The following is a 21,845-nucleotide window of genomic DNA, read 5'->3' on the forward strand; positions in this document are numbered from 1 at the left end:
GGGGAAGGCGGTGGGGGTGGGCCAGTGGCGGCGGGTGATGGTGAGCCACCAGTCGTCGAAGGAGCCGGCGAGGCGGTCCGTGGCGGTCTCGTCGGCCACGCGGCGGCGGGCGGCGGACTCCCAGACGATCGTGGTGACCCGCAGGTGCCCGTGCAGGAAGAGGAGCAGGTCCTCCAGGTCGGCCGCGGTCAGTCGCTCCCGGGAGTGGCGGGTGACGTTGGCCGGGGGCCGGTCGGTGGGCGGGACGTCGTGGCGGTAGACGAAGGCGGCGGTGCCGCCGGTGGTGGGGGACAGCAGGCAGCCCCAGACGGGCTGCGCCGCCACGGCCTGGTAGCGGCGCCGCAGCTCCCGCTCGTGGCGCTGCGCGCGGCGTAGCGACCGGACCTGTTCGCGGCGCAGTGCCTCCAGGTGGCGGCGCTGTTCCGCCTCCTGGGCGGCGAGCCGGCGGGTGATCTCCTCGTGGATCGGGCGATAGGCGGCGGTGGCCGCGGCGGTGAGCGCGTGATGGCGCAGCCGGGCCTGGTCCAGGCGCGGCCGCCCGCCGGGCAGGCGGCGGTGCCAGCCGGCGGTGACGCGGGCCAGCTCCGCCTCCGCGGCGTGGACGGCGGCCTGGTACCAGCGCGACGCCGCCGTCCACTCCCGGTGTTCGTCCTGGGTGGCCGGCACCGCGTCGTGCCAGTGCCAGAGGCGGGGCGGCGGATCCCCGGCGCCCGCGTAGCCGCGGAAGAGAACGTCCGCCGGTGCCATCGTGGGCGCGCTGAGTTCGCGCAACAGGATGCGTCCCTGCAGGGTCATGAGCGGTCACCTCCCTGCCCGGAATTCTCGGGGCGGGCCGCCGGGACCCCTCTCGGGTGCGAGATTCCTGCCCGGGAACGACGCGGGCTCCATGCCCGGGGCGGGCATGGAGCCGGGAGCGTCAGGTCGACGCCAGGTGCCAGGTGCCAGGCGTCAGGTGCCAGGCGCGAGGCGCGAGGCGCGAGGCGCGAGGCGTCAGGTGCGAGGCGTCAGGTGCGAGGCGCGAGGCGCGAGGCGCGAGGCGCGAGGTGCCAGGCGCGAGGCGCGAGGCGCGAGGCGCGAGGCGTCAGGTGCCAGGCGCGAGGCGCGAGGCGCGAGGCGTCAGGTGCCAGGCACGAGGCGCGAGGTGCCAGGCGCGAGGCGCGAGGCGCGAGGCGTCAGGCGCGAGGCGTCAGGTGCCAGGTGCCAGGCGCCAGCGGTCAGGCACGAGGCGCCAGCCGTCAGGCGGAGTAGCCCTTCGGCGGGATGAGGGTGGCGAGCTGGTCGAAGGACAGCCAGTAGATCTGGTTGCCGCCGAAGGAGGCGGGGTCGGCGATGAGGACGGTGCGGTTCGCGTCGTCGTAGCCGATGACCGTGAAGTAGTGGTAGATCGTCTGGTCCGGCGGGTAGCCGGGCGGCTGGTTGCCGGGCGGGGCGACGATGTTGGCCACCAGCGGGTAGTTGTTGTCGATGTCCAGGACGATGTCGTTCCACAGCAGGTCCCGCTGGGCCTGGGTGGGCGGGTCGTTCGGCATCTCCTTGGTCTCGTACCAGCCCGTGCCGAGGTTCGCGTTGAGCACGCCGGTGACCTGGCTGATGTGGTCGGTGCCGTTCTCGGTGGTGCCGAGCTGCCAGGCCAGGTCGGACTGGCTCGGCGGGGCGATGCGCGCGGAGAGCGCGATCCGGGTGGCGGCCGGGCCGCACCAGTAACCGGTCTCCTGGACCTGGTAGTCGACGTCCAGGGTGTGCGCGCTCGCGGTGCGCTCGCCGGCGACCGTGATCCGGCTGCCCGGCTCGTTGTGCCCGCTGACGACGGCCGTTCCGGCCTGGGAGCCGCGGGCGAGCGCCGACACGGACGGGTTGTGCGATGTGGGGGACGCCTGGGCGACGCCTGACAGGACCAGGGATCCGGCGGCGGCGACGGCGATCGCGGTGGATAGGAGTCTCGTGCGCAATGAAGCCTCCTGGGGCGGGTGGGGGCCGCTGAGGAAGAAACGACTTCGGCTCGCACACGGCCGTGTGCGACCGCGGACCAGCGTGAGCCTTGCCCGCCGTCGGCACAAGGGATGAAACCCCTGGCTTACGAGGCTTACGAGTGACTTATGAGCGGACCTGACGGGCGTCGGGGCCGTGCGGGTGGCCTCGGCCGGGCCTGGCGCGGCTCAGCGGTGGTAGGCCGGCATCGGACCGCGCAGGTCGTGGCCCACCTCGGCGCACCGGAGCACCACGTCGTCGGGCAGCGGGCCGCGCGCCAACGCGTCGAGATTGGCGCGCAGATGGTCCACCCGGGACGCGCCGACGAGCACGGCGTCGGTGATCGGCCGGGACACCAGCCAGCGCAGCGCCAGGTCCGGGAGCGTCAGGCCGGCCTCGGCGGCGACCGCGGAGAGGGCGGCGACGGCGTCGAACAGCCGCGGCTGCCAGTACCGTTCGCGGTACATCGGGGAGAGCCGCGAGGTGCCGAAGCGGCCCTCGCCCGGGTCGGCGTCGAAGTGGTACCGGCCGGACAGCAGGCCCCCGCCGAGCGGGTTGTAGACGATGGTCTCGACGCCGGCCGCCGCGGCGAACGCGGCGTACTCCTCCTCGACGCGGCGGGCCAGCAGGTTGTACATCTGCTGCGCGACGTCGGGACCCGGCAGGCCGGCCTCGGCGAACAGGTGCCGCAGCTCGGCGATCTGCCAGGCGGCGAAGTTGGAGACACCGATCCGGCCGACGAGGCCCTCCCCGACGAGCGCCGCCAGCGCCTCGACCGTCTCGGACAACGGCGTGGCGGGGTCGGGCTGGTGCAGGTAGAACAGGTCGACCCGGTCGAGTCCGAGCCGCCGCAGGCTGCCGGTCAGGCAGGCGCGGAGCGCGGGCGCCGAAAGCGGCGGCGCGTCGCCCGCGTCGGGGTGCGGCATGCCGGCCTTGGTGGCCACGGCGAACGCGTCGCGCCGGGTGCGCAGCAGCTCGCCCAGCATCGTCTCGGTCGCGCCGCCGGCGTAGCCGTTGGCCGTGTCCAGCTCGGTGACGCCCGCCTCCCGGACCAGGTCGAGCATGGTGGCCGCGGTCTCCCGGTCCACCGTGTCGCCGAACGTCATGGTGCCGAGTACGGGTCGGGGTCGGGGCACGGCGGGGACCTCCGTTCGCGGCGTCGTGCCTCACCCTCGCATCTCTGCGCGAAACGCGCAAGAATCGGGGTCGTTCGGAACGAGGCAAGTCAACGGTGGAAAGGAGGCGGCTCGATGGGCTCGACGGCTGATCAGGTGCTGGTCGTCGCGGACGACCTGACCGGCGCGGCGGAGAGCGGCGCGGCGTTCCTGCCGCGTGCTGTGCGCATCGAGACGCTCGCGGGTGTGCGCGATTCGCGCGAGGTTCGCGAACTTCGCGAGGTCGTCGTGGTGGACACCGACTCCCGGTACCTGTCCGTCCGGGAGGCCGCCCGCCGCTGCCGGGCCGCGCTGTCGCGCGGCGCCGACGGCGCGACCGTGGTCAAGAAGATCGACTCCACGCTGCGGGGGCCGCTCGCCGCCGAGGTGGCGGAACTCGCCGCGGGCGGGGCGCCGGTGCTGGTGGCCACGGCGTCGCCCGCCCTCGGCCGCACGGTGCTGGGCGGTGTGGTGCACGTCCACGGGGTGCCGCTGGCGCGTTCCGGGATCTGGGCCGCCGAGTCCCGACCGGCGCCGGAGAGCGTCGCGGCGGCCCTCGCCCCGGTCCGCTGCGCGCCGGTCGAACTGCCCGCCGTGCGCGGCGCTGCCGACGCCCTGACGGAACGGCTGCGCGCGGTCCTGGCCGACGGCGCGGTGCCGGTGTGCGACGCCGAGTCGGCGGACGACCTGGACCGGATCGTCCACGCGGGTCGGGCGACCGGCCGCCCGGTCCGCTGGGTGGGCTCGGCGGGTCTCGCGTACGCGCTGGCCAGGGCGCTTCCTCCGGCCGGCGCCAGCGCCGGCGCCGGCTCCTCGGCCGTCCCGGAGCAGGGCGCGGACGGCCCCGTGCTGTTCGTGGTGGGGTCGGCCGCGGCGGTGGCCAGGGAACAGGTGGCGCGGCTGGGCGACGTCGTCGACGCCGTCGTGGACCTGGACCTGGGCCCGGATCTGGACCTGGGCCTGGACCCGGATCTGGACCCGAGCGCCGAGCCGGGGAAGGCGGCGGCGCGGCTCGCGGGGCGTCCCGGTGTACTGCGGCTGCCGGAGCTCGCGCGTGGCCGGGAAGGCGGCGGCACCCGGTCGCCCGCCGCGGCGGCGGCGTTGGCCAGGACCGCCGCCGCGGTCGCCGCGACGCACGGCGCCCTGGTGCTGACCGGTGGCGAGACGGCGCGCGCCGTGTTGACCGAACTCGGCGTCGCCGAACTCCGCGTGGTCGCCGCCTGGCAGGACGGCGCCGTGGTGAGCCGCACGCCGGACGGCCGGACGGTCGTCACCAAACCGGGCGCGTTCGGCGGCCCGGACGCCCTGCTGCGGATCGCCCGCCGGCTCGGCGTCGACCCGCAGCACCCCCAGCACCCCCAGCAACCTCAACACCCCCAGCAGCAGCCCCAGGAGGAGAGATGAACACACCGCTGGTCGCCGTCACCATGGGCGACGGCGCCGGGGTCGGCCCCGAGGTGGTGGTGCGGGCGCTGGCCGAACCGGAGACGCGCGCGCTCTGCCGGCCGCTCGTGGTGGGCGACCTGGTCCGGCTTCGCGACGCCGCCCGGATCTGCGGCGTCGACGTCGAACTGCGGGCCGTCGCGGGCCCGGAGGACGCGACGTTCGCGCCCGGCACCATCGAGGTGCTCGACCTCGACCTGCTGCCCGAGGGGCTGCCCTACGGCGAACTGTCGGCGGTGGCCGGCGACGCCGCGTACCAGTACGTCAGGGTGGCGTGCGAGCTGGCCGTCGCCGGCCGCGTCCAGGCCATCTGCACCGCTCCCCTCAACAAGCGGGCGCTGCATGCCGGCGGGCACCCGTTCCCGGGGCACACCGAGCTGCTCGCCGAACTGTGCGGCATCGAGGAGGTGTCGATGATGTTGGCCACGCCCACCGTGCGGGTCATCCACGTCACCACCCACATCGGCCTGATCGACGCCATCGAGCGGATCGACGAGGGACTGGTGGAGCGCACCGTGCGGCGCGGGCACGCCACGCTGCGGGACTCCGGCATCGAGGCCCCGCGGATCGGCGTGTGCGGCATCAACCCGCACGCCGGCGAGGACGGGCTGTTCGGCCGCGGCGAGGAGGAGGAGAAGATCGTCCCCGCGGTCCGGCGCTGCCAGGACGACGGAATCGACGCCCGCGGCCCGCTGCCGGCCGACACGGCGTTCTTCCTGGCCGGACGCGGCGACTACGACCTCATCGTGGCCATGTACCACGACCAGGGGCACGCGCCGGTGAAGGTGCTCGGCCTGGAGGCGGGCGTCAACATCACGGTCGGGCTGCCCGTCATCCGGACCTCGGTCGACCACGGCACGGCGTTCGACATCGCCGGGACCGGCACGGCCGACGCCGGCAGCATGATCGAGGCGCTACGTCAGGCCGCGACGCTCGCCCCCAGTCCCGCGCCCGATCGCGCCTCCGATCGCGCCTCCGATCCCGCCTCCAGTCCCGCTCCCGATCCCGGTGCGAGCCCGAGTCGTGGGTGAGCATGCGGGGATGAGCGAACGACTGACGGCGCACGAGCGGCGCGGGGCCATCGTCGCCCTGGCCACCTCCGACGGGCGGGCCGGCGTCGAGGAGTTGGCCGAGCACTTCGGCGTCACCGCGTCCACGATCCGTCGCGACCTGGCCCTGCTGACCGCGCAGGGCCACCTGGCCCGCACCTACGGCGGCGCGATGCCGAGTGCGCCGGCCGTGGAGACCTCGTTCGGTCAACGCTCCCACGAGGCGTTCCGGCAGAAGCGCGCCATCGCCGCCTGGGCGGCCGAACGGGTCGGCCGGGACGAGACGTTGCTGCTCGACGCCGGCACCACCACCGGACACCTGGCCCGGGCGCTGCGGCACCGCGACCGGCTGACCGTGGTCACCATCGGGCTCACCGTCGTCAACGAGCTGGCCGACGCGGACGGCGTCGAAGTCCTGTGCCTGGGCGGCCGGCTGCGGCACATCAGCCAGGGCATGGTCGGCCCGTTCGCCGAGGCCGCACTCGAACGGGTCACCGCCGACCGGGTGTTCCTCGGCGCCGACGGCCTCACCGTCGAACGCGGCATCTGCGAGGCCGATCTGGAGCAGACCCGGCTCAAGGAGCTGATGATGGCCCGCGCCGGCCGGGTGTACGTGCTCGCCGACGCCAGCAAGCTCGGCCGCCGCCCCTTCCACGCCTGGGCGCGGATGCCGGCGTCGTGGACCCTGGTCACCGACGACGGCGCGGAGCCCGCCGAGGTGGCTCGGTTCCGGGCGGCTGGCGTCGAGGTGGTTGTGGTGGACGAGCGGGGCCGGCCCAGCCGTTACGCCTGATGAACGAGGTGGCTCGGTTCCGGGCGGCCGGCGTCGAGGTGGTCGTGGTGGACGAGCGGGGCCGGCCCACCCGTTACGCCTGATGAACGAGGTGTCCAACTGTCAATAATGGGCGGTTGGACACCCGTGTTCCCGCTGGGGGGCGAGAGCTTCACCACTCTTTGGACGCCTGTTGTGGTCTCGGATGTCAGAGGTACGGTGGAGCCGCTGTTGATGTTTGGATGAACATCAATCAGGACCGAACACGTCAGCGTGCGACCGCCTGCCAATTCCCTGTCTGTACCGACCCGTCACGTGTGCTGCCCTGGATCACTTAGCCGTGGTTCCACGCCTGTGGTGAAGAGGAGTTCTACATGGGGGAGAGGCCGTCCGCGCGCGGCCCGATGATGCCGCTTTCCGCTGCTCAACGGGGAATCTGGTACGCACAGCAGGCCGACGAGAGCAGCCTCTCCTACAACATAGCGCTCTACCTCGATATCCCGGGTGCGGTGGACCAGGCCCTTCTGGAACGCGCGCTGCGCACCGTCATCGGCGAATCCGACGGCCTGCGCGCCGTCTTCCTGGAGGTCGAGGGCCGCCCGACGCAGTGCGTCGCCGAGGACGTCGACGTCCGGGTGCCCGTCGTCGACCTGCGCGACGCGCTCGCCCCCCGCGAAGCGGCGCTCGCCCCCCTAGAAGCGAACCTCGCCCCCCGCGAAGCGGCGCTGAGGTGGATGCGCCGGCGCATGACCGTCCGGTACGACCTGGAGCGCGGCCCCGCCTTCGACTTCGCGCTGCTCCGCGTCGCCGACGACCACAGCCTGCTCTACCAGGGGTTCCACCATCTGGTCGTCGACGGCATCGGCATCGCGTCCGTCAACCGGCGGCTGGCCGACGTCTACACGGCGCTCGCCGCCGGCGGGCGGCCCGACCCGGCCCGGTTCGGCTCGTTCGCCGAGCATCTGGCGCGGGAGGAACGGCACCGCGACTCGGCGGAGTTCGAGGAGTCCGCGCGCTGGTGGCGGACGCGGCTCGCCGACCGTCCCGAGCCGACCTACGTCGCCGGGGGCGCGCGGCTGGCCCGCGAGGTCCGGCGGGCCGAGACCGTGCTGGACCCCGAGGAGTTCGCCCGCGTCACCGCCGCCGCCACCGCGGCGGGCACGCCGTGGTTCCGGCTCCTCGCCGCCGCCACCGCCGCGTACGTCGGCCGGGCCCGCGGCGACGAGGACCACGTGATGCTGAGCCTCGCGGTCAGCGGGCGCACCTCCGAGGACCTCCGCGACCTGCCCACGCTGACCGCGAACGTGCTGCCGCTCCGCGTCGCCGTCCGCCGGGACCAGACCTGGGCCGAACTGGCGCGCGCCGTCTCCGCCGAGATGGACGCGGCGCTGCGCCACCAGGACTACCGCGGCGAGGACATCCGCCGCGATCTGGTGCCGCACCCCGGCGGCCCGTACTTCGGGCCCGTCGTCAACAAGCTGCCGATCGGCGAGTCGTTCCGGCTCGGCGAACTCTCGGCCGGCCTGCACAAGCTCTCCCCCAGCCCGGTCGACGACCTGTCGCTGTTCTTCTGCCGGCTGCCCGGGGGCGGCCTGCGGATCGACACGCACGCCGCCGCCGACCACTACGGCCAGGCCGACCTCGACGACCACCACGCGCGGCTGCTGCGGCTCGTCCGCGACATCGCCCAGGCCGGGCCCGACCAGCCCGTGGGGCGCGCCCTCGCGCTCGAACCCGCCGAGCGGGACCGGCTGCTGGACTGGGGCCGCGGTCCCGCGGGCGGCAGCCCCGCGGCCGGGCCGGCGCCCGCCGAGACGGGGCTGGCGCTGTTCCGGGAGCGGGTGGCCCGCACCCCCGACGCGCCGGCGCTCGCCGGCGACGGCCGCACCTGGACCTACGCCGAATGGGACGCCTGGTCCAACCGGATCGCGCACCACCTGCGGTCCCGGGGCGTGACGGCGGAGCGCCGCGTCGCGGTCGCCCTGGGCCGGTCCGCCCTCTCGGCGGCGGCGCTGGTGGGCGTCTGGAAGGCCGGCGGCGTCTACCTGCCGGTGGACCCGGACTACCCGCGGGACCGGGTGGCGTTGATGCTGGCCGACGCCCGGCCGGCCGCGGTGCTCGACGCCGACTGGGCCGAGAGCACCGACCTGACCCGATATCCCGCCGATGACCCGGCCGATGACCCGGTCGAGGAGACACGGGCCCGCGCGTTGCGGCCGGACGCCGCCGCCTACCTGATGTACACGTCGGGCTCGACCGGCCGGCCGAAGGGCGTCGAGGTCACGCACCGCGGCCTGGGCCGCCTGGCGGTCGCGCAGGCCGAGCGGTTCGCGGTGACGCCGCGGAGCCGGGTGCTGCAGTTCGCCTCGACGAGCTTCGACGCCTCCGTGTCCGAGGTGCTGATGAGCGTCGCCGCGGGCGCGGAGCTGGTCGTGGCCCCGCGCGGCCGCGTCGTGGGCGGAGAACTGGCCGAGCTGATCGAGCGGTTAGCGATCACCCACGTCACGCTGCCGCCCTCGGTGCTGGCCACGGTGGACGAGGCCGGCGACCCGGACGCGCTCGGCACCGTGGCGACCCTGGTGGTGGCGGGCGAGGCCTGCTCCCCCGACCTGGTGCGCCGCTGGGCCGCTCCGGGCCGGCGGGTGGTGAACGCCTACGGGCCGACCGAGGCCACCGTCTGCGTCGCGATGAGCGAACCGCTGACCGGCGAGGAGACCACCCCGCCGATCGGCACCGCGCTCCCCGACACCCGGCTGTTCGTGCTCGACGGGGCGCTGCGGCTGGTGCCGCCCGGCGTGGCCGGCGAACTGTACGTCGCCGGCGAGGGCCTCGCCCGGGGCTACGCGGGCCGGCCCGGGCTGACCGCGGAACGCTTCGTGGCCTCCCCCTTCGGGCCACCCGGCGGACGCGTGTACCGGACCGGGGACGTGGTCCGGTGGGACGCCGAGGGCCGGCTGGTGTTCCTCGGCCGCGCCGACGAGCAGGTGAAGCTGCGCGGCTTCCGCATCGAGCCCGGCGAGATCGAGGCGGTGCTCCGCGAACGGGACGACGTCGCCCGGGCGGCCGTCGTGGTCCGCCACGACGCACCCGGCGCCTTCGGGAAGCTCGTCGCCTACGTCGTGCCGGCAGCGGACGTCGCCGAGCGCGGCGGCCCGCCGCGGGGGCTCAGGGAGTGGGCGGCGGCGCGGCTGCCCGACTACATGGTGCCCGCGGCCTTCGTGCCGCTGGACGCCCTGCCGCTGACCCCCGCCGGCAAGCTGGACCGGGCCGCGCTGCCCGCGCCCGCCGCCGCGGCGGGCGAGCGGGCGGCGGGCACCGGCCGGGCGCCGCGTTCGCCGCGCGAGGAGGTGCTCTGCGCGCTCTTCGCCGAGGTGCTGGGCGTGCCGGGCGTGGGCTCGGTGAGCGTCGACGACGGCTTCTTCGAGCTGGGCGGGCATTCGTTGCTGGCGACCCGGCTGGTCAGCCGGATGCGCGTCGTGCTGGGCGTGGAGCTGCCCGTGCGGGCGGTGTTCGAGGCGCCGACCGTCGCCGCGCTCGTCGAGCTGATCGACGGCGGTCGGGGGACCGACCGGGCCCGCCCCGAGCTGACGGCGGCCGAACGACCCGCCCTGGTGCCGCTCTCGTTCGCCCAGCAGCGGCTGTGGTTCCTGCACCGGATGGAGGGGCTCTCGGCGACGTACAACATGCCGCTGGTGCTCCGGCTGTCCGGCGAGGTGGACGCCGGCGCGCTGCGCGCGGCGCTGGGCGACGTGCTCGCCCGGCACGAGTCGCTGCGGACCGTCTTCCAGGAGGTGGACGGCCAGCCGCACCAACGCGTCCTCGACGTCGGGCTGCTGAGCCTGCCGTGGCAGCGGCTAACGGTGCCGGCGGAGCGGCTCGACGAGGAGCTCAGGGCCGCGGCCCGGCACCCCTTCGACCTGGCTACCGACCTCCCGGCCCGCGCCTGGCTGTTCAGCGTCGACGACCGGCGGCACGTCCTCCTCGTGGTGCTGCACCACATCGCGGCCGACGGCTGGTCGCTCGACCCGCTGGCGCGGGACCTGATGACGGCGTACGAGGCGCGCCGCGCGGGTGCCGCGCCCGACTGGGCGCCGCTGCCCGTCCAGTACGCGGACTACACGCTGTGGCAGCGCGAGGTGCTCGGCGAGCGGGCGGACCCGGACAGCCGGTACGCGCGGCAGCTGACGTACTGGACCGAGCAGTTGACGGGACTGCCGGAGGCCATCGAACTGCCCGCCGACCGGCCGCGCCCCGCGGTCGCCTCCTACCGGGGCGACCTGCTGCGCCTGGCCTGGGACGCGGAGCTGCACGGCGCGGTGACCGCGCTGGCCCGGGCCAACGGCGCCACCGTCGCCATGGTGCTGCAGGCCGGCCTGGCCGCGCTGTTGACCCGGCTCGGCGTGGGCACGGACGTGCCGATCGGCTCGCCCATCGCGGGTCGCACCGACGAGGCGTTGGACGAGCTGGTCGGCTTCTTCGTCAACAGCTGGGTGCTGCGGGCGGACACCTCGGGCGATCCGACGTTCGCCGAACTGCTGCGGCGGGTGCGGGAGGTCAGCCTGGCCGCGTACGAGCACCAGGACGTGCCGTTCGAGCATCTGGTGGAGGCCCTCAACCCGGCCCGCTCCACGGCCCACCACCCGCTGTTCCAGGTCTGGCTGGCGCTGCAGAACACCACCCAGCCGAGCTTCGAACTGCCGGGCCTGCACGTCACCCCCGACAAGGTCGCCACCGGCACCGCACGCTTCGACCTGCTGCTGTCGCTGACCGAACAACACGACTCCGAGGGCGCGCCGGCCGGCCTCACCGGCGTCGTCGAGTACGCCACCGACCTCTTCAACCCCGGCACGGTGGAGACGCTGCTGGACCGCTGGCAGCGCCTGCTGCGGCAGCTCGTCGCGGCGCCCGACACCCCCGTCGGCCGGGTCGACGTCCTCACCCCGGGCGAACGGGACGACGTGCTGCGCGCCTGGAACGACACCGCCCACGCCCTCCCCGACACCACCGTCCCCGAGCTCGTCGCGGCGCGGAACGGCACCGACGCCGCCGTGGTCTTCGAGGGGGAGGAGCTCAGCTACGCCGAGCTCAACGCCTGGGCGAACCGGCTCGCACACCGGCTGATCGCGAACGGCACCCGCCCCGGCGACGTCGTCGCGGTGTCCCTGCCGCGCTCCCTGGAGCTGGTGGTCGCGCTGCTCGCCGTGCTCCGGGCCGGCGCCGCCTACCTGCCCGTCGACACCGGCTACCCGCCCGAGCGGATCGCCTACCTGCTCGCCGACGCCAGGCCCGTCGCGAACCTCGACGACCCGGCGGCCGTGCGCGCCGCCCGCGACGACCACCCGGCGGGCCCGCCGGAGGGCCGGGCGGACGACCGGGCGCCCGAGGTGGGACTCCGCGCCGAGCACCCCGCCTACGTGATCTACACCTCCGGATCGACCGGCCGCCCCAAGGGCGTCGCCGTCTCGCACCGGGCCATCCTCAACCGCCTGCTGTGGATGCGGGACGCGTACGGATTCGGGCCCGACGACCGCGTGTTGCAGAAGACGCCGTCCGGTTTCGACGTCTCCGTCTGGGAGTTCTTCGCCCCGCTGCTCGCCGGCGCCACCCTGGTGGTCGCGCGGCCGGAGGGCCATCGTGACCCCCGCTACCTGGCGCGGCTCGTCCAGGAACAGCGGATCAGCACGATCCACTTCGTTCCCTCGATGCTGGACACCTTCCTCAACGAGCCCGCCGCGGCCCGCTGCACGAGCCTGCGCCGGATCTTCTGCAGCGGCGAGGCGCTGTCGCCCGCCCTGGCGGGGCGGCTGCACGACACGCTCCCCGACGCCGAGCTGCACAACCTCTACGGTCCCACCGAGGCCGCGGTCGACGTCACCTACTGGCACAGCACGCCGGGCGCGGACGTGGTGCCCATCGGCGCGCCCGTCTGGAACACCCGGGTCTACGTGCTGGACGGCGGGCTGCGGCCCGTTCCGCCCGGCGTGGTGGGCGAGTTGTACCTGGCCGGCACGCAGCTGGCCACCGGCTATCTCGACCGCCCCGGGCTGACCGCGGAGCGCTTCGTGGCCTGCCCCTTCGGCGGACCGGGCGAGAGGATGTACCGGACCGGGGATCTGGTGCGGTGGGATGCGGCCGGCCGGTTGGTGTTCCTCGGCCGGGTCGACGACCAGGTCAAGCTGCGTGGCTTCCGGGTCGAGTTGGGCGAGATCGAGGCGGTGCTGCGGGAACAGGACAACGTGGCGCAGGCCGCGGTGCTGGTCCGGGAGGACCGGGCGGGCGACCCGCGGCTGGTGGCGTACGTGGTCGCGGACGTGGCGGCGGCGCCCGAGGAGGCCGTCGAGCAGGTCGGCGAATGGCAGCAGATCTACGACGCCATGTACGACGACACCGACCCGGCCGGCCTGGGCGGTGACTTCACGGGCTGGCAGAGCTCGTACACCGGTGAGCCGATCCCGGTGGGGGAGATGGAGGCGTGGCGGGATTCGGCGGTGGGTCGGGTCCTGGAGTGGGGTCCGCGTCGGGTGTTGGAGATCGGCGTCGGGTCCGGCCTGTTGCTGGCGAGGATCGCGCCGGAGTGCGAGGCGTACTGGGGGACCGATCTCTCCCGGGTGGCGATCGAACGACTCCGCGGCCAGGTCGCCGACCTGCCCTGGCACGACCGGGTGGAGCTGCGCTGCCAGGGCGCGGACGACGGTTCCGGGCTGCCGGTGGGGTTCTTCGACACGGTGGTGCTGAACTCGGTGGTGCAGTACTTCCCCGACGCCGACTACCTGGAGCGGGTGCTCGGGATGGCCTGGCGGGTGCTGGCGCCGGGCGGCCGGATCGTCGTGGGCGACGTGCGCAACGCCGCGACGCTGCGGGTGTTCCGGGAGGCGGTGCACCGCGCGCGGCACCCACGGGACGGGCAGCGGGCGGTGCGGGCCGCGGTGGAGCGGGCGGTGCTGCTGGAGAAGGAGCTGGTGGTCGACCCGGGCTTCTTCGCCGTCTGGGCCTCCGGAGTCGGCGCCGGCGGCGTGGACGTCCGGCTCAAGGAGGGCGGGTACCGCAACGAGCTGACCCAGCACCGGTACGAGGTCGTCCTGCACAAGGATCCCGTCCGGCCCGTGGACGTGCGGCGGGTGCCGGCCGTGGTGTGGGCGGGCCCGGAGATCCTGGAGCGGTGGGCCGGCGAGCCGGTGCGGATGGTGGGCATTCCCAACGCCCGGCTGGCCGGGGAGACGTCCGGTGCGGTGGAGCCGGAGCAGCTCCGAGCCTGGGGTCGGGAGCGGGGCGTGACGGTGCTGCCGACGTGGTCGGCCGAGGCGCCGGACCGTTTCGACGCCGTCGTGCTGCCGGGCGAGCAGGCCGGGCGGGCGGTGACCGGCGTCTACGCCCCTCCCGCCGGGGATGACGAGCGGGCGCTGACCAACACGCCGGCGGGTGCGCGGGCGGCGGGTCGGCTGCCGTCGGTGCTCCGGGAGCGGATGGCGGGTCGGCTGCCGGAGTACATGGTGCCGTCCGCCGTGGTGGTGCTGGACGCGCTGCCGTTGACGGCGAACGGCAAGCTGGACCGAGCCGGACTGCCCGCGCCGGACTACGTGGCGGGACAGGGCGGCGGTCGGGCGCCGCGGTCGCCGCGCGAGGAGGTGCTCTGCGGGCTGTTCGCCGAGGTGTTGGGCGTGGGCTCGGTGACCATCGACGACGGCTTCTTCGACCTGGGCGGGCACTCGTTGCTGGCGACCCGGCTGCTGAGCCGGATGCGCGCGGTGCTGGGCGTGGAGCTGCCCGTGCGGGCGGTGTTCGAGGCGCCGACCGTCGCCGAACTCGCCGAGCTCGTCGAGCTGATCGACGGGAACGGTGAGGCGGCCGCGGCGCGCCCGCCGCTGGTGCCGGCGGAGCGCCCCGACCAGCTGCCCGTGTCGTTCGCGCAGCAGCGGCTCTGGTTCCTGCAGCGGCTGGAGGGCCCGTCCGCGACGCACAACATGCCGCTCGTCCTGCGGCTGTCCGGCAGGCTGGACGCCGACGCGCTGCGCGCCGCGCTCGCGGACGTGGTGGCGCGGCACGAGTCGCTGCGCACCGTCTTCCTGGACGTCGACGGCCAGCCGTACCAACGCGTCCTGGCCCCGGGCTCGTTCGACCTGCCGTGGGAGGCACGGCGAGTCGGCAGGGCCGAGCTGCCCGGGGTGGTGGCGGACGCGGCCCGGCACGTCTTCGACCTGGCCGCCGACCTCCCGCTGCGCGGCTGGCTGTTCGAGGTCGCCCCGCAGGACTTCGCACTCGTGGTGGTGCTGCATCACATCGCGGCGGACGGCTGGTCGTTGGGTCCGCTGGCGCGGGATCTGGTGGCGGCGTACGAGGGGCGGTCCGCCGGCGGGACGCCGGCCTGGGAGCCGTTGCCGGTGCAGTACGCGGACTACACGCTGTGGCAGCGCGAGCTGTTGGGCGACCGGGAGGACTCGCAGAGCCCCTACGCGCGGCAGTTGGCGTACTGGCGGGAGCAACTCGCCGGTCTGCCGGAGGTGGTGGAGCTGCCCGCCGACCGGCCGCGGCCGGCGGTCGCCTCCTACCGCGGTGACGTCATCAGGTTCGGCTGGGACGCGGAGCTGCACGGGGCGGTCGCGGAGCTGGCGCGGGCCAGCGGCGCGACGGTGTCGATGGTGTTGCAGGCGAGTCTGGCGGCGTTGCTGTCCCGGTTGGGTGCGGGGACGGACGTGCCGATCGGGTCGCCGATCGCGGGTCGTACGGACGAGGCGTTGGACGAGTTGGTCGGGTTCTTCGTGAACACCTGGGTGCTGCGGGCGGACACCTCGGGCGATCCGACGTTCGCCGAACTGCTGGGCCGGGTGCGGGAGGCCAGCCTGGCGGCCTACGAGCACCAGGACATCCCGTTCGAGCATCTGGTGGAGGCCCTCAACCCCGCCCGCTCGATGGCCCACCACCCGCTGTTCCAGGTGTCGCTGGCGCTGCAGAACAACCCCCTCGCCAGTTTCGAACTGCCCGGACTCACCGTCCGCACCGAGTCGTCCACCACCGGCACGGCGCGGTTCGACCTCGCCTTCTCCCTGCTGGAACAGCAGAGCCCCGAGGGCACCGCCGCGGGCCTCGCCGGCATGGTCGAGTACGCCACCGACCTGTTCGACGCCGCCAGCGTGCACGCGCTGCTGGACCGCTGGCAGCGGCTGCTGCGCCAGTTGGTCGCCCGCCCGGAGACATCCCTGGCCCGGGTCGAGATCCTCACCGAACCGGAGCGGGACGGTCTGCTGCGGTGGGGCAACGGCGCCGCGGCGGCCGGCCGGATGCCGGCCCGCATCACGGACGCGGTCCTGCCGGAGCTTTTCGCCCGGCGGGTGGCGGAGTCGCCGGAGGCGGTGGCGCTGGTGGCGGGCGACCGGTCGTGGTCGTTCGCGGAGTTGGACGCGTGGGCGAACCGGATCGCGCACCACCTGATCGAGCGGGGCGTCGGGCCCGAGCGGCGGGTGGCGTTGCTGCTGGAGCGGTCGCCGGTGTTGGTGGCGGCGATCCTGGGCGTGGTGAAGGCCGGCGGGGTGTACGTGCCGATCGACCCGGGCCATCCGGCGGACCGGATCGCCTACGTGCTCGCGGACGCCGAGCCGGTGCTCGTGCTGGACCAGGCCTGGGCCGCCGCCGAGAAGCCGGGCGACGACCAGCCCGCCGGCGCCCCCGCGGTCGCCGTGGTGCCGGAGAACGCGGCGTACGTGATGTACACCTCGGGTTCGACCGGGCGGCCGAAGGGCGTGGCGGTGGCGCACGGGAACGTCGCCGGTTTCCTGTGCAGCATGGCGGAGTTGGGCTTCGGTGGGCGGAGTCTGCTGGCGACGACGACGATCGCGTTCGACATCGCGGGTCTGGAGCTGTTCCTGCCGCTGGTGACCGGCGGGTGTGTGGTGTTGGCGGACGATCGGGCGGCGAAGGAGCCGCGGGAGATCCTGCGGCTGGTGGAGAAGCACGCGGTGTCGGTGGTGCAGGCGACGCCGAGCCTGTGGGGCGAGATCGTCGCGGAGGCCGGCGAGGGCCTGGCGGCCGTGGACGTGCTGGTGGGCGGAGAGGCGTTGCCCGGGGACCTGGCGCGTGAGCTGGTGCGGCGCGGCAGATCGGTGACCAACGTCTACGGGCCGACCGAGGCGACCATCTGGTCCAGCTTCGCCCGCATCGACGATGAGGCCGCCCCGACCATCGGCTCGCCGTTGTCGAACACCCGGGTGTTCGTGCTGGACGCGGGGCTGGGTCTGGTGCCGCCGGGTGTTCCGGGGGAGTTGTACATCGCGGGCGAGGGCGTGGCGCGTGGCTACGCGGGCCGGGCCGGGCTGACGGCGGGCCGGTTCGTGGCGTGTCCGTTCGGCGGGGCCGGGGTCGGGGAGCGCATGTACCGGACCGGGGATCTGGTGCGGTGGGATGCGGCCGGCCGGCTGGTGTTCCTCGGCCGGGCGGACGATCAGGTCAAGCTGCGTGGCTTCCGGATCGAGCTGGGCGAGATCGAGGCGGTGCTGCGCGAGCAGGACGACGTGGCGCAGGCGGCGGTGCTGGTGCGCGAGGACCGGCCCGGCGACCGCCGGCTCGTCGCCTACCTCGTGCCCGAGGCGGGCGGCGACGACGCCCGACTTCCCGCCGCCGTGCGGGAACGGGCCCGGGCCCGGCTGCCCGAGTACATGGTGCCCTCGGCGTTCGTCGTGCTGGCCGGGCTGCCGTTGACCGCGAACGGCAAGCTCGACCGCAACGCGCTGCCCGCCCCCGACTACGCCACCGCGCAGGACGGCGGCCGGTCGCCGCGCACGCCCCGCGAGGAGCTGATGTGCGGGCTGTTCGCCGAGGTGCTGGGCGCGCGCACCCCCGTGACCATCGACGACGGCTTCTTCGACCTCGGCGGCCACTCGCTGCTCGCCACCCGCCTGGTCAGCCGCGTCCGCACAGTCCTCGGCGCCGAACTCCCCGTCCGCGCCGTGTTCGAGGCGCCGACGGTCGCCGCGCTCGTCGAGCGGCTCGACTCCCCCACCGGCCATGGGGGTACCTCCCAGGCCCTCAAGGGCCTGGGGGACCGTCCGGAGCTGGCCACGGTCGCGGAGCGGCCCGAGACCCTTCCGGTGTCGTTCGCCCAGCAGCGGCTGTGGTTCCTGCAGAAGCTGGAGGGCCCGTCCGCCACCCACAACATGCCGCTGGTGCTGCGGCTCTCCGGCGAACTGGACCCCGCGGCCCTCCGGGCGGCGCTGGGCGACGTGCTGGTCCGGCACGAGTCGCTCCGGACCGTCTTCCGGGAGGTGGACGGCCAGCCGTACCAACGCGTGCTGGCACCCGACGACTTCGAGCTCCCCTGGCAGCTGCGGGCCGTCCCGGAGGAAGGGATCGCCGGCGCGGTGGCCGAGGCGGTCCGCCACGCGTTCGACCTGGCCGCCGAGATCCCCGTCCGCGGCTGGCTGTTCCGGGCCGAGGGCGGCCGGAAGCACGTGCTGGTGGTGCTGCTGCATCACATCGCGGCGGACGGTTGGTCGTTGGGTCCGCTGGCGCGGGATCTGGTGGCGGCGTACGAGGCGCGGTGCGCGGGGCGCGCGCCCGGCTGGGAGCCGCTGCCCGTCCAGTACGTGGACTACACGCTGTGGCAGCGCGAGCTGTTGGGCGACCGGGAGGACCCGGACAGCCGGTACGCGCGGCAGTTGGCGTACTGGCGTGAGCAGTTGGCCGCCCTGCCCGAGGCGATCGACGTGCCCACCGACCGGCCGCGGCCCGCCGTCGCCTCGTACGCCGGCGACCTGCTGCGCTTCGGGTGGGACGCGGAGCTGCACGGCGCGGTGACCGCGCTGGCCCGGGCCAACGGCGCCACGGTCTCCATGGTGTTGCAGGCGAGCCTGGCGGCGTTGCTCACCCGGCTGGGCGCCGGCACCGACGTGCCGATCGGTTCGCCCATCGCCGCCCGGACCGACGAGGCGCTCAACGACCTCGTCGGGTTCTTCGTCAACACCTGGGTGCTGCGCGCCGACACCTCCGGCGACCCGACGTTCGCCGAGCTCCTCGGCCGGGTCCGGGAGGCCAGCCTGGCGGCCTACGACCACCAGGACATCCCGTTCGAGCACCTCGTCGAGGCCCTGAACCCGGCCCGGTCGATGGCCCACCACCCGCTGTTCCAGGTGTCGCTGGCGCTGCAGAACAACACCCGGCCGAGCTTCGAACTCCCCGGGCTCCAGGTGAGCCCGGAACTGGTGCCCACCGGCACCTCGCGCCTCGACCTCTTCCTCTCCTTCACCGAGCGGACCGACGACGACGGGCTGCCGGCCGGGCTCGTCGGCATGGCCGAGTACGCCACCGACCTGTTCGACGCCGCCAGCGTGCACGCGCTGCTGGACCGCTGGCAGCGCCTGCTGCGCCAGCTGGCCGCCCAGCCCGGGGCGCGGATCGGTGCCGCGGAGCTGCTGGCGTCCGCCGAGCGGACCCGCGTGCTGGAGTGGGGCAGCGAGACGTGGGAACACGCCGCCAAGCGGCCCTGCGAGACGCTGCCCGAGCTGTTCGCCCGGCAGGTGGGGCGGTCGCCGGACGCCATCGCGCTGCTGCACGGCGACCGTTCCTGGTCGTTCGCGGAACTGGACGCGTGGGCGAACCGGGTCGCGCACCACCTCGTCGAGCGCGGCGTCGGCCCGGAGCGGCGGGTGGCGCTGCGGCTGCCGCGCACCCCGCTGCTGGTGGCCGCGATCCTGGGGGTGACCAGGGCCGGCGGGGTCTACGTGCCGATCGACCCGGGTCATCCGGCGGAGCGGGTGGCGTACGTGCTGGCCGACGCGGAACCCGTGGTGGTGCTCGACGAGGAGTGGGCGCGCGGCACCGTGGACGCCTACCCCAGCACCCCGCCCGACGTCGTGGTCGATCCGCGGAACGCGGCGTACGTGATGTACACCTCGGGCTCGACCGGCCGGCCGAAGGGCGTCGAGGTCGTCCAGGGGAACGTCGCGGGCTTCCTGCTGAGCCTGGTGGAGTTGGGCTTCGGCGGCGGCCGGCGGTTCCTGGCGACGACGACGATCGCGTTCGACATCGCGGGTCTGGAGCTGTTCCTGCCGCTGGTGACCGGCGGCTGCGTGGTGCTGGCGGACGACCGGGCGGCCAGGGAGCCGCGGGAGATCATGCGGCTGATCGACCGGCACGCCGTCTCGGTGGTGCAGGCGACGCCGAGCCTGTGGGGCGAGGTGGTGGCCGCGGCCGAGGGCGGGCTGAGGTCCGTGGACGTGCTGGTGGGCGGCGAGGCGCTGCCGGGCGACCTGGCCGGGCGGCTGGTCGACGCCGGCAGGTCCGTGACGAACCTCTACGGGCCGACCGAGGCGACCATCTGGTCCAGCTACCTGCGGGTCGGCGACGAGGAGACGGACGCGGTGGTGTCGATCGGCTCGCCGCTGTCGAACACCCGGGTGTTCGTGCTGGACGCGGGGCTGGGTCTGGTGCCGCCGGGTGTTCCTGGGGAGTTGTACATCGCGGGCGAGGGCGTGGCGCGTGGCTACGCGGGCCGGGCCGGGCTGACGGCGGGCCGGTTCGTGGCGTGTCCGTTCGGCGGGGCCGGGGTCGGGGAGCGCATGTACCGGACCGGGGATCTGGTGCGGTGGGATGCGGCCGGCCGGCTGGAGTTCCTCGGCCGGGCGGACGATCAGGTCAAGCTGCGTGGCTTCCGGATCGAGCTGGGCGAGATCGAGGCCGTGCTGCGCGAGCAGGACGACGTGGCGCAGGCGGCGGTGCTGGTGCGCGAGGACCGGCCCGGCGACCGCCGGCTCGTCGGCTACGTCGTGCCCGACGTCGAGCCGGCGCCCGAGGAGGCCGTCGAGCAGGTCGGCGAGTGGCAGCAGATCTACGACGCCATGTACGACGCCGCCGCCCCGGTCAAGCTGGGCGAGGACTTCGGCATCTGGAGCTCCGCCTACGACGGCTCCGCGATCCCGCTGGAGCAGATGCGGCTGTGGCGCGACGCGGCGGTGGCGCGGGTCCTGGAGTGGCGGCCCGCCCGGGTGCTGGAGATCGGCGTCGGCTCGGGCCTGCTGCTCGCCGGCATCGCGCCGGAGTGCGAGGCGTACTGGGGCACGGACTTCTCCCGGGTGGTGGTGGACCGGCTGCGCGAGCAGGTGGCGGACGCCCCGTTCGCGGAGCGCGTGACGCTGCGGTGCCAGGCGGCGGACGACGACGCCGGGCTGCCTGTCGGGTTCTTCGACACGGTGGTGCTGAACTCGGTGGTGCAGTACTTCCCCGACGCCGGCTATCTGCAGCGGGTGCTGGACACCGCGTGGCGGCTGCTGGCGCCGGGCGGCCGGATCGTCGTGGGCGACGTGCGCAATGCCCGCACCCTGCGGGCGTTCCGGGAGGCGGTGCACCGGGCCCGGCATCCGCGCGACGGGCGGCAGACGGTCCGCGCGGCGGCCGAGCGCGCGGTGGTGCTGGAGAAGGAACTGGTCGTCGACCCGGGCTTCTTCGCCACGTGGGCGGCGGGCGCGGGCGCCGGCGGGGTGGACGTGCGGCTGAAGGAGGGCGCGTACCACAACGAGCTGACCCGGCACCGGTACGAGGCGGTGCTGCACAAGGGACCCGTCGAGGCGGTGGACGCCGGCCGGGTGCCGACCGTGGTGTGGGCGGGCCAGGAGACCCTGGAGCGGTGGGCCGGCGGGCCGGTGCGGGTGGTGGGCATTCCCAACGCCCGGCTCGCGACCGAGGCCGGCGCGTCCGGGACCGTGGCAGGCGCGTTGGACCCCGAGGACGTCAGGAGCTGGGGTCGGGAGCGGGGCGTCACGGTGGTCCCGACGTGGTCGGCCGAGGCGCCGGACCGTTTCGACGCCGTCGTGCTGCCGGGCGTCACGCCGGGCCGGCCGGTGACCGGGCTCTACGAGCACCCCGCCGGGGATGACGAGCGGGCGCTGACGAACACGCCGGCGGGGGCGCGGGCGGCGGGTCGGCTGCCGTTGGTGCTCCGGGAGCGGGTGGGCGCCCGGCTGCCCGAGTACATGGTGCCGTCCGCCGTGGTGGTGTTGGACGCGCTGCCGTTGACGGCGAACGGCAAGCTGAACCGCGCCCTGCTGCCGGCGCCCGACTACGCCCCGGCCGCGGCCGGCGGCCGGGCCCCGCGCACCCCGCGCGAGGAGGCGTTGTGCGGGCTGTTCGCCGAGGTGTTGGGCGTGGGCTCGGTGACCATCGACGACGGCTTCTTCGACCTGGGCGGGCACTCGCTGCTGGCCACCCGGCTGATCAGCCGGATCCGTTCGGTGCTCGGCGCCGAACTGCCGGTCCGGGCCGTGTTCGAGGCGCCCACCGTGGCCGAACTCGTCCACCGGCTGGGCGAGAAGAGCACGCGCCCGAAGCTGCGCCCGATGCGTCGGCAGCGGGAGGTCGGCACATGAGATGTCGGCCCTGAACTCGGCTGCGGACAGCACCCCGACCGGGACGCCCCGGCCCTTCCCCCATCCGGTCCCCCAACCGTTCCCCCAACCGTTCCCCAGGCCCGCGTGACCT

Annotated in this window: 7 protein-coding genes; 4 read left to right on the forward strand and 3 right to left on the reverse strand. The window is 74.7% G+C overall.

Annotated features, from left to right (window positions below):
- The 3 genes from ABGB06_RS18030 to ABGB06_RS18040 form a co-directional block, all read right to left on the reverse strand.
- On the reverse strand, window positions 1-795 hold a 795-nt coding region (locus tag ABGB06_RS18030; protein ID WP_347590510.1), incomplete at its 3' end, for a hypothetical protein.
- 440 nt (window positions 796-1,235) lie between these two features.
- Window positions 1,236-1,949 (reverse strand): C39 family peptidase, encoded by a 714-nt coding sequence (locus ABGB06_RS18035; protein WP_347590512.1) that lies wholly within the window; start codon window positions 1,947-1,949, stop codon window positions 1,236-1,238.
- A 207-nt stretch (window positions 1,950-2,156) separates the two neighbouring features.
- Window positions 2,157-3,104 (reverse strand): aldo/keto reductase, encoded by a 948-nt coding sequence (locus ABGB06_RS18040; protein ID WP_347590514.1) that lies wholly within the window; start codon window positions 3,102-3,104, stop codon window positions 2,157-2,159.
- Between the two features lie 114 nt (window positions 3,105-3,218).
- Here ABGB06_RS18040 and ABGB06_RS18045 point away from each other — a divergent pair, with 114 nt between their 5' ends.
- The 4 genes from ABGB06_RS18045 to ABGB06_RS18060 all read left to right on the forward strand — a co-directional run bounded on the left by ABGB06_RS18045 (window position 3,219) and on the right by ABGB06_RS18060 (window position 21,733).
- Window positions 3,219-4,526, forward strand: coding sequence for a four-carbon acid sugar kinase family protein (locus ABGB06_RS18045; RefSeq protein WP_347590516.1), 1,308 nt, complete (start codon window positions 3,219-3,221; stop codon window positions 4,524-4,526).
- Window positions 4,523-5,596, forward strand: a complete 1,074-nt coding sequence (pdxA, locus tag ABGB06_RS18050) for a 4-hydroxythreonine-4-phosphate dehydrogenase PdxA (protein ID WP_347590518.1) — start codon at window positions 4,523-4,525, stop codon at window positions 5,594-5,596. Before ABGB06_RS18045 ends, pdxA begins: the two co-directional genes overlap by 4 nt.
- Before the next feature lie 10 nt (window positions 5,597-5,606).
- Window positions 5,607-6,407, forward strand: coding sequence for a DeoR/GlpR family DNA-binding transcription regulator (locus ABGB06_RS18055; protein WP_347590519.1), 801 nt, complete (start codon window positions 5,607-5,609; stop codon window positions 6,405-6,407).
- Between the two features lie 353 nt (window positions 6,408-6,760).
- Window positions 6,761-21,733, forward strand: a complete 14,973-nt coding sequence (locus ABGB06_RS18060) for an amino acid adenylation domain-containing protein (protein ID WP_347590520.1) — start codon at window positions 6,761-6,763, stop codon at window positions 21,731-21,733.
- The last annotated feature ends 112 nt before the right edge of the window (window positions 21,734-21,845 follow it).

It is taken from the genome of Streptomyces sp. B6B3 (genome assembly GCF_039871525.1).
In the GTDB taxonomy this organism is placed as follows: Bacteria; Actinomycetota; Actinomycetes; order Streptomycetales; family Streptomycetaceae; genus Streptomyces.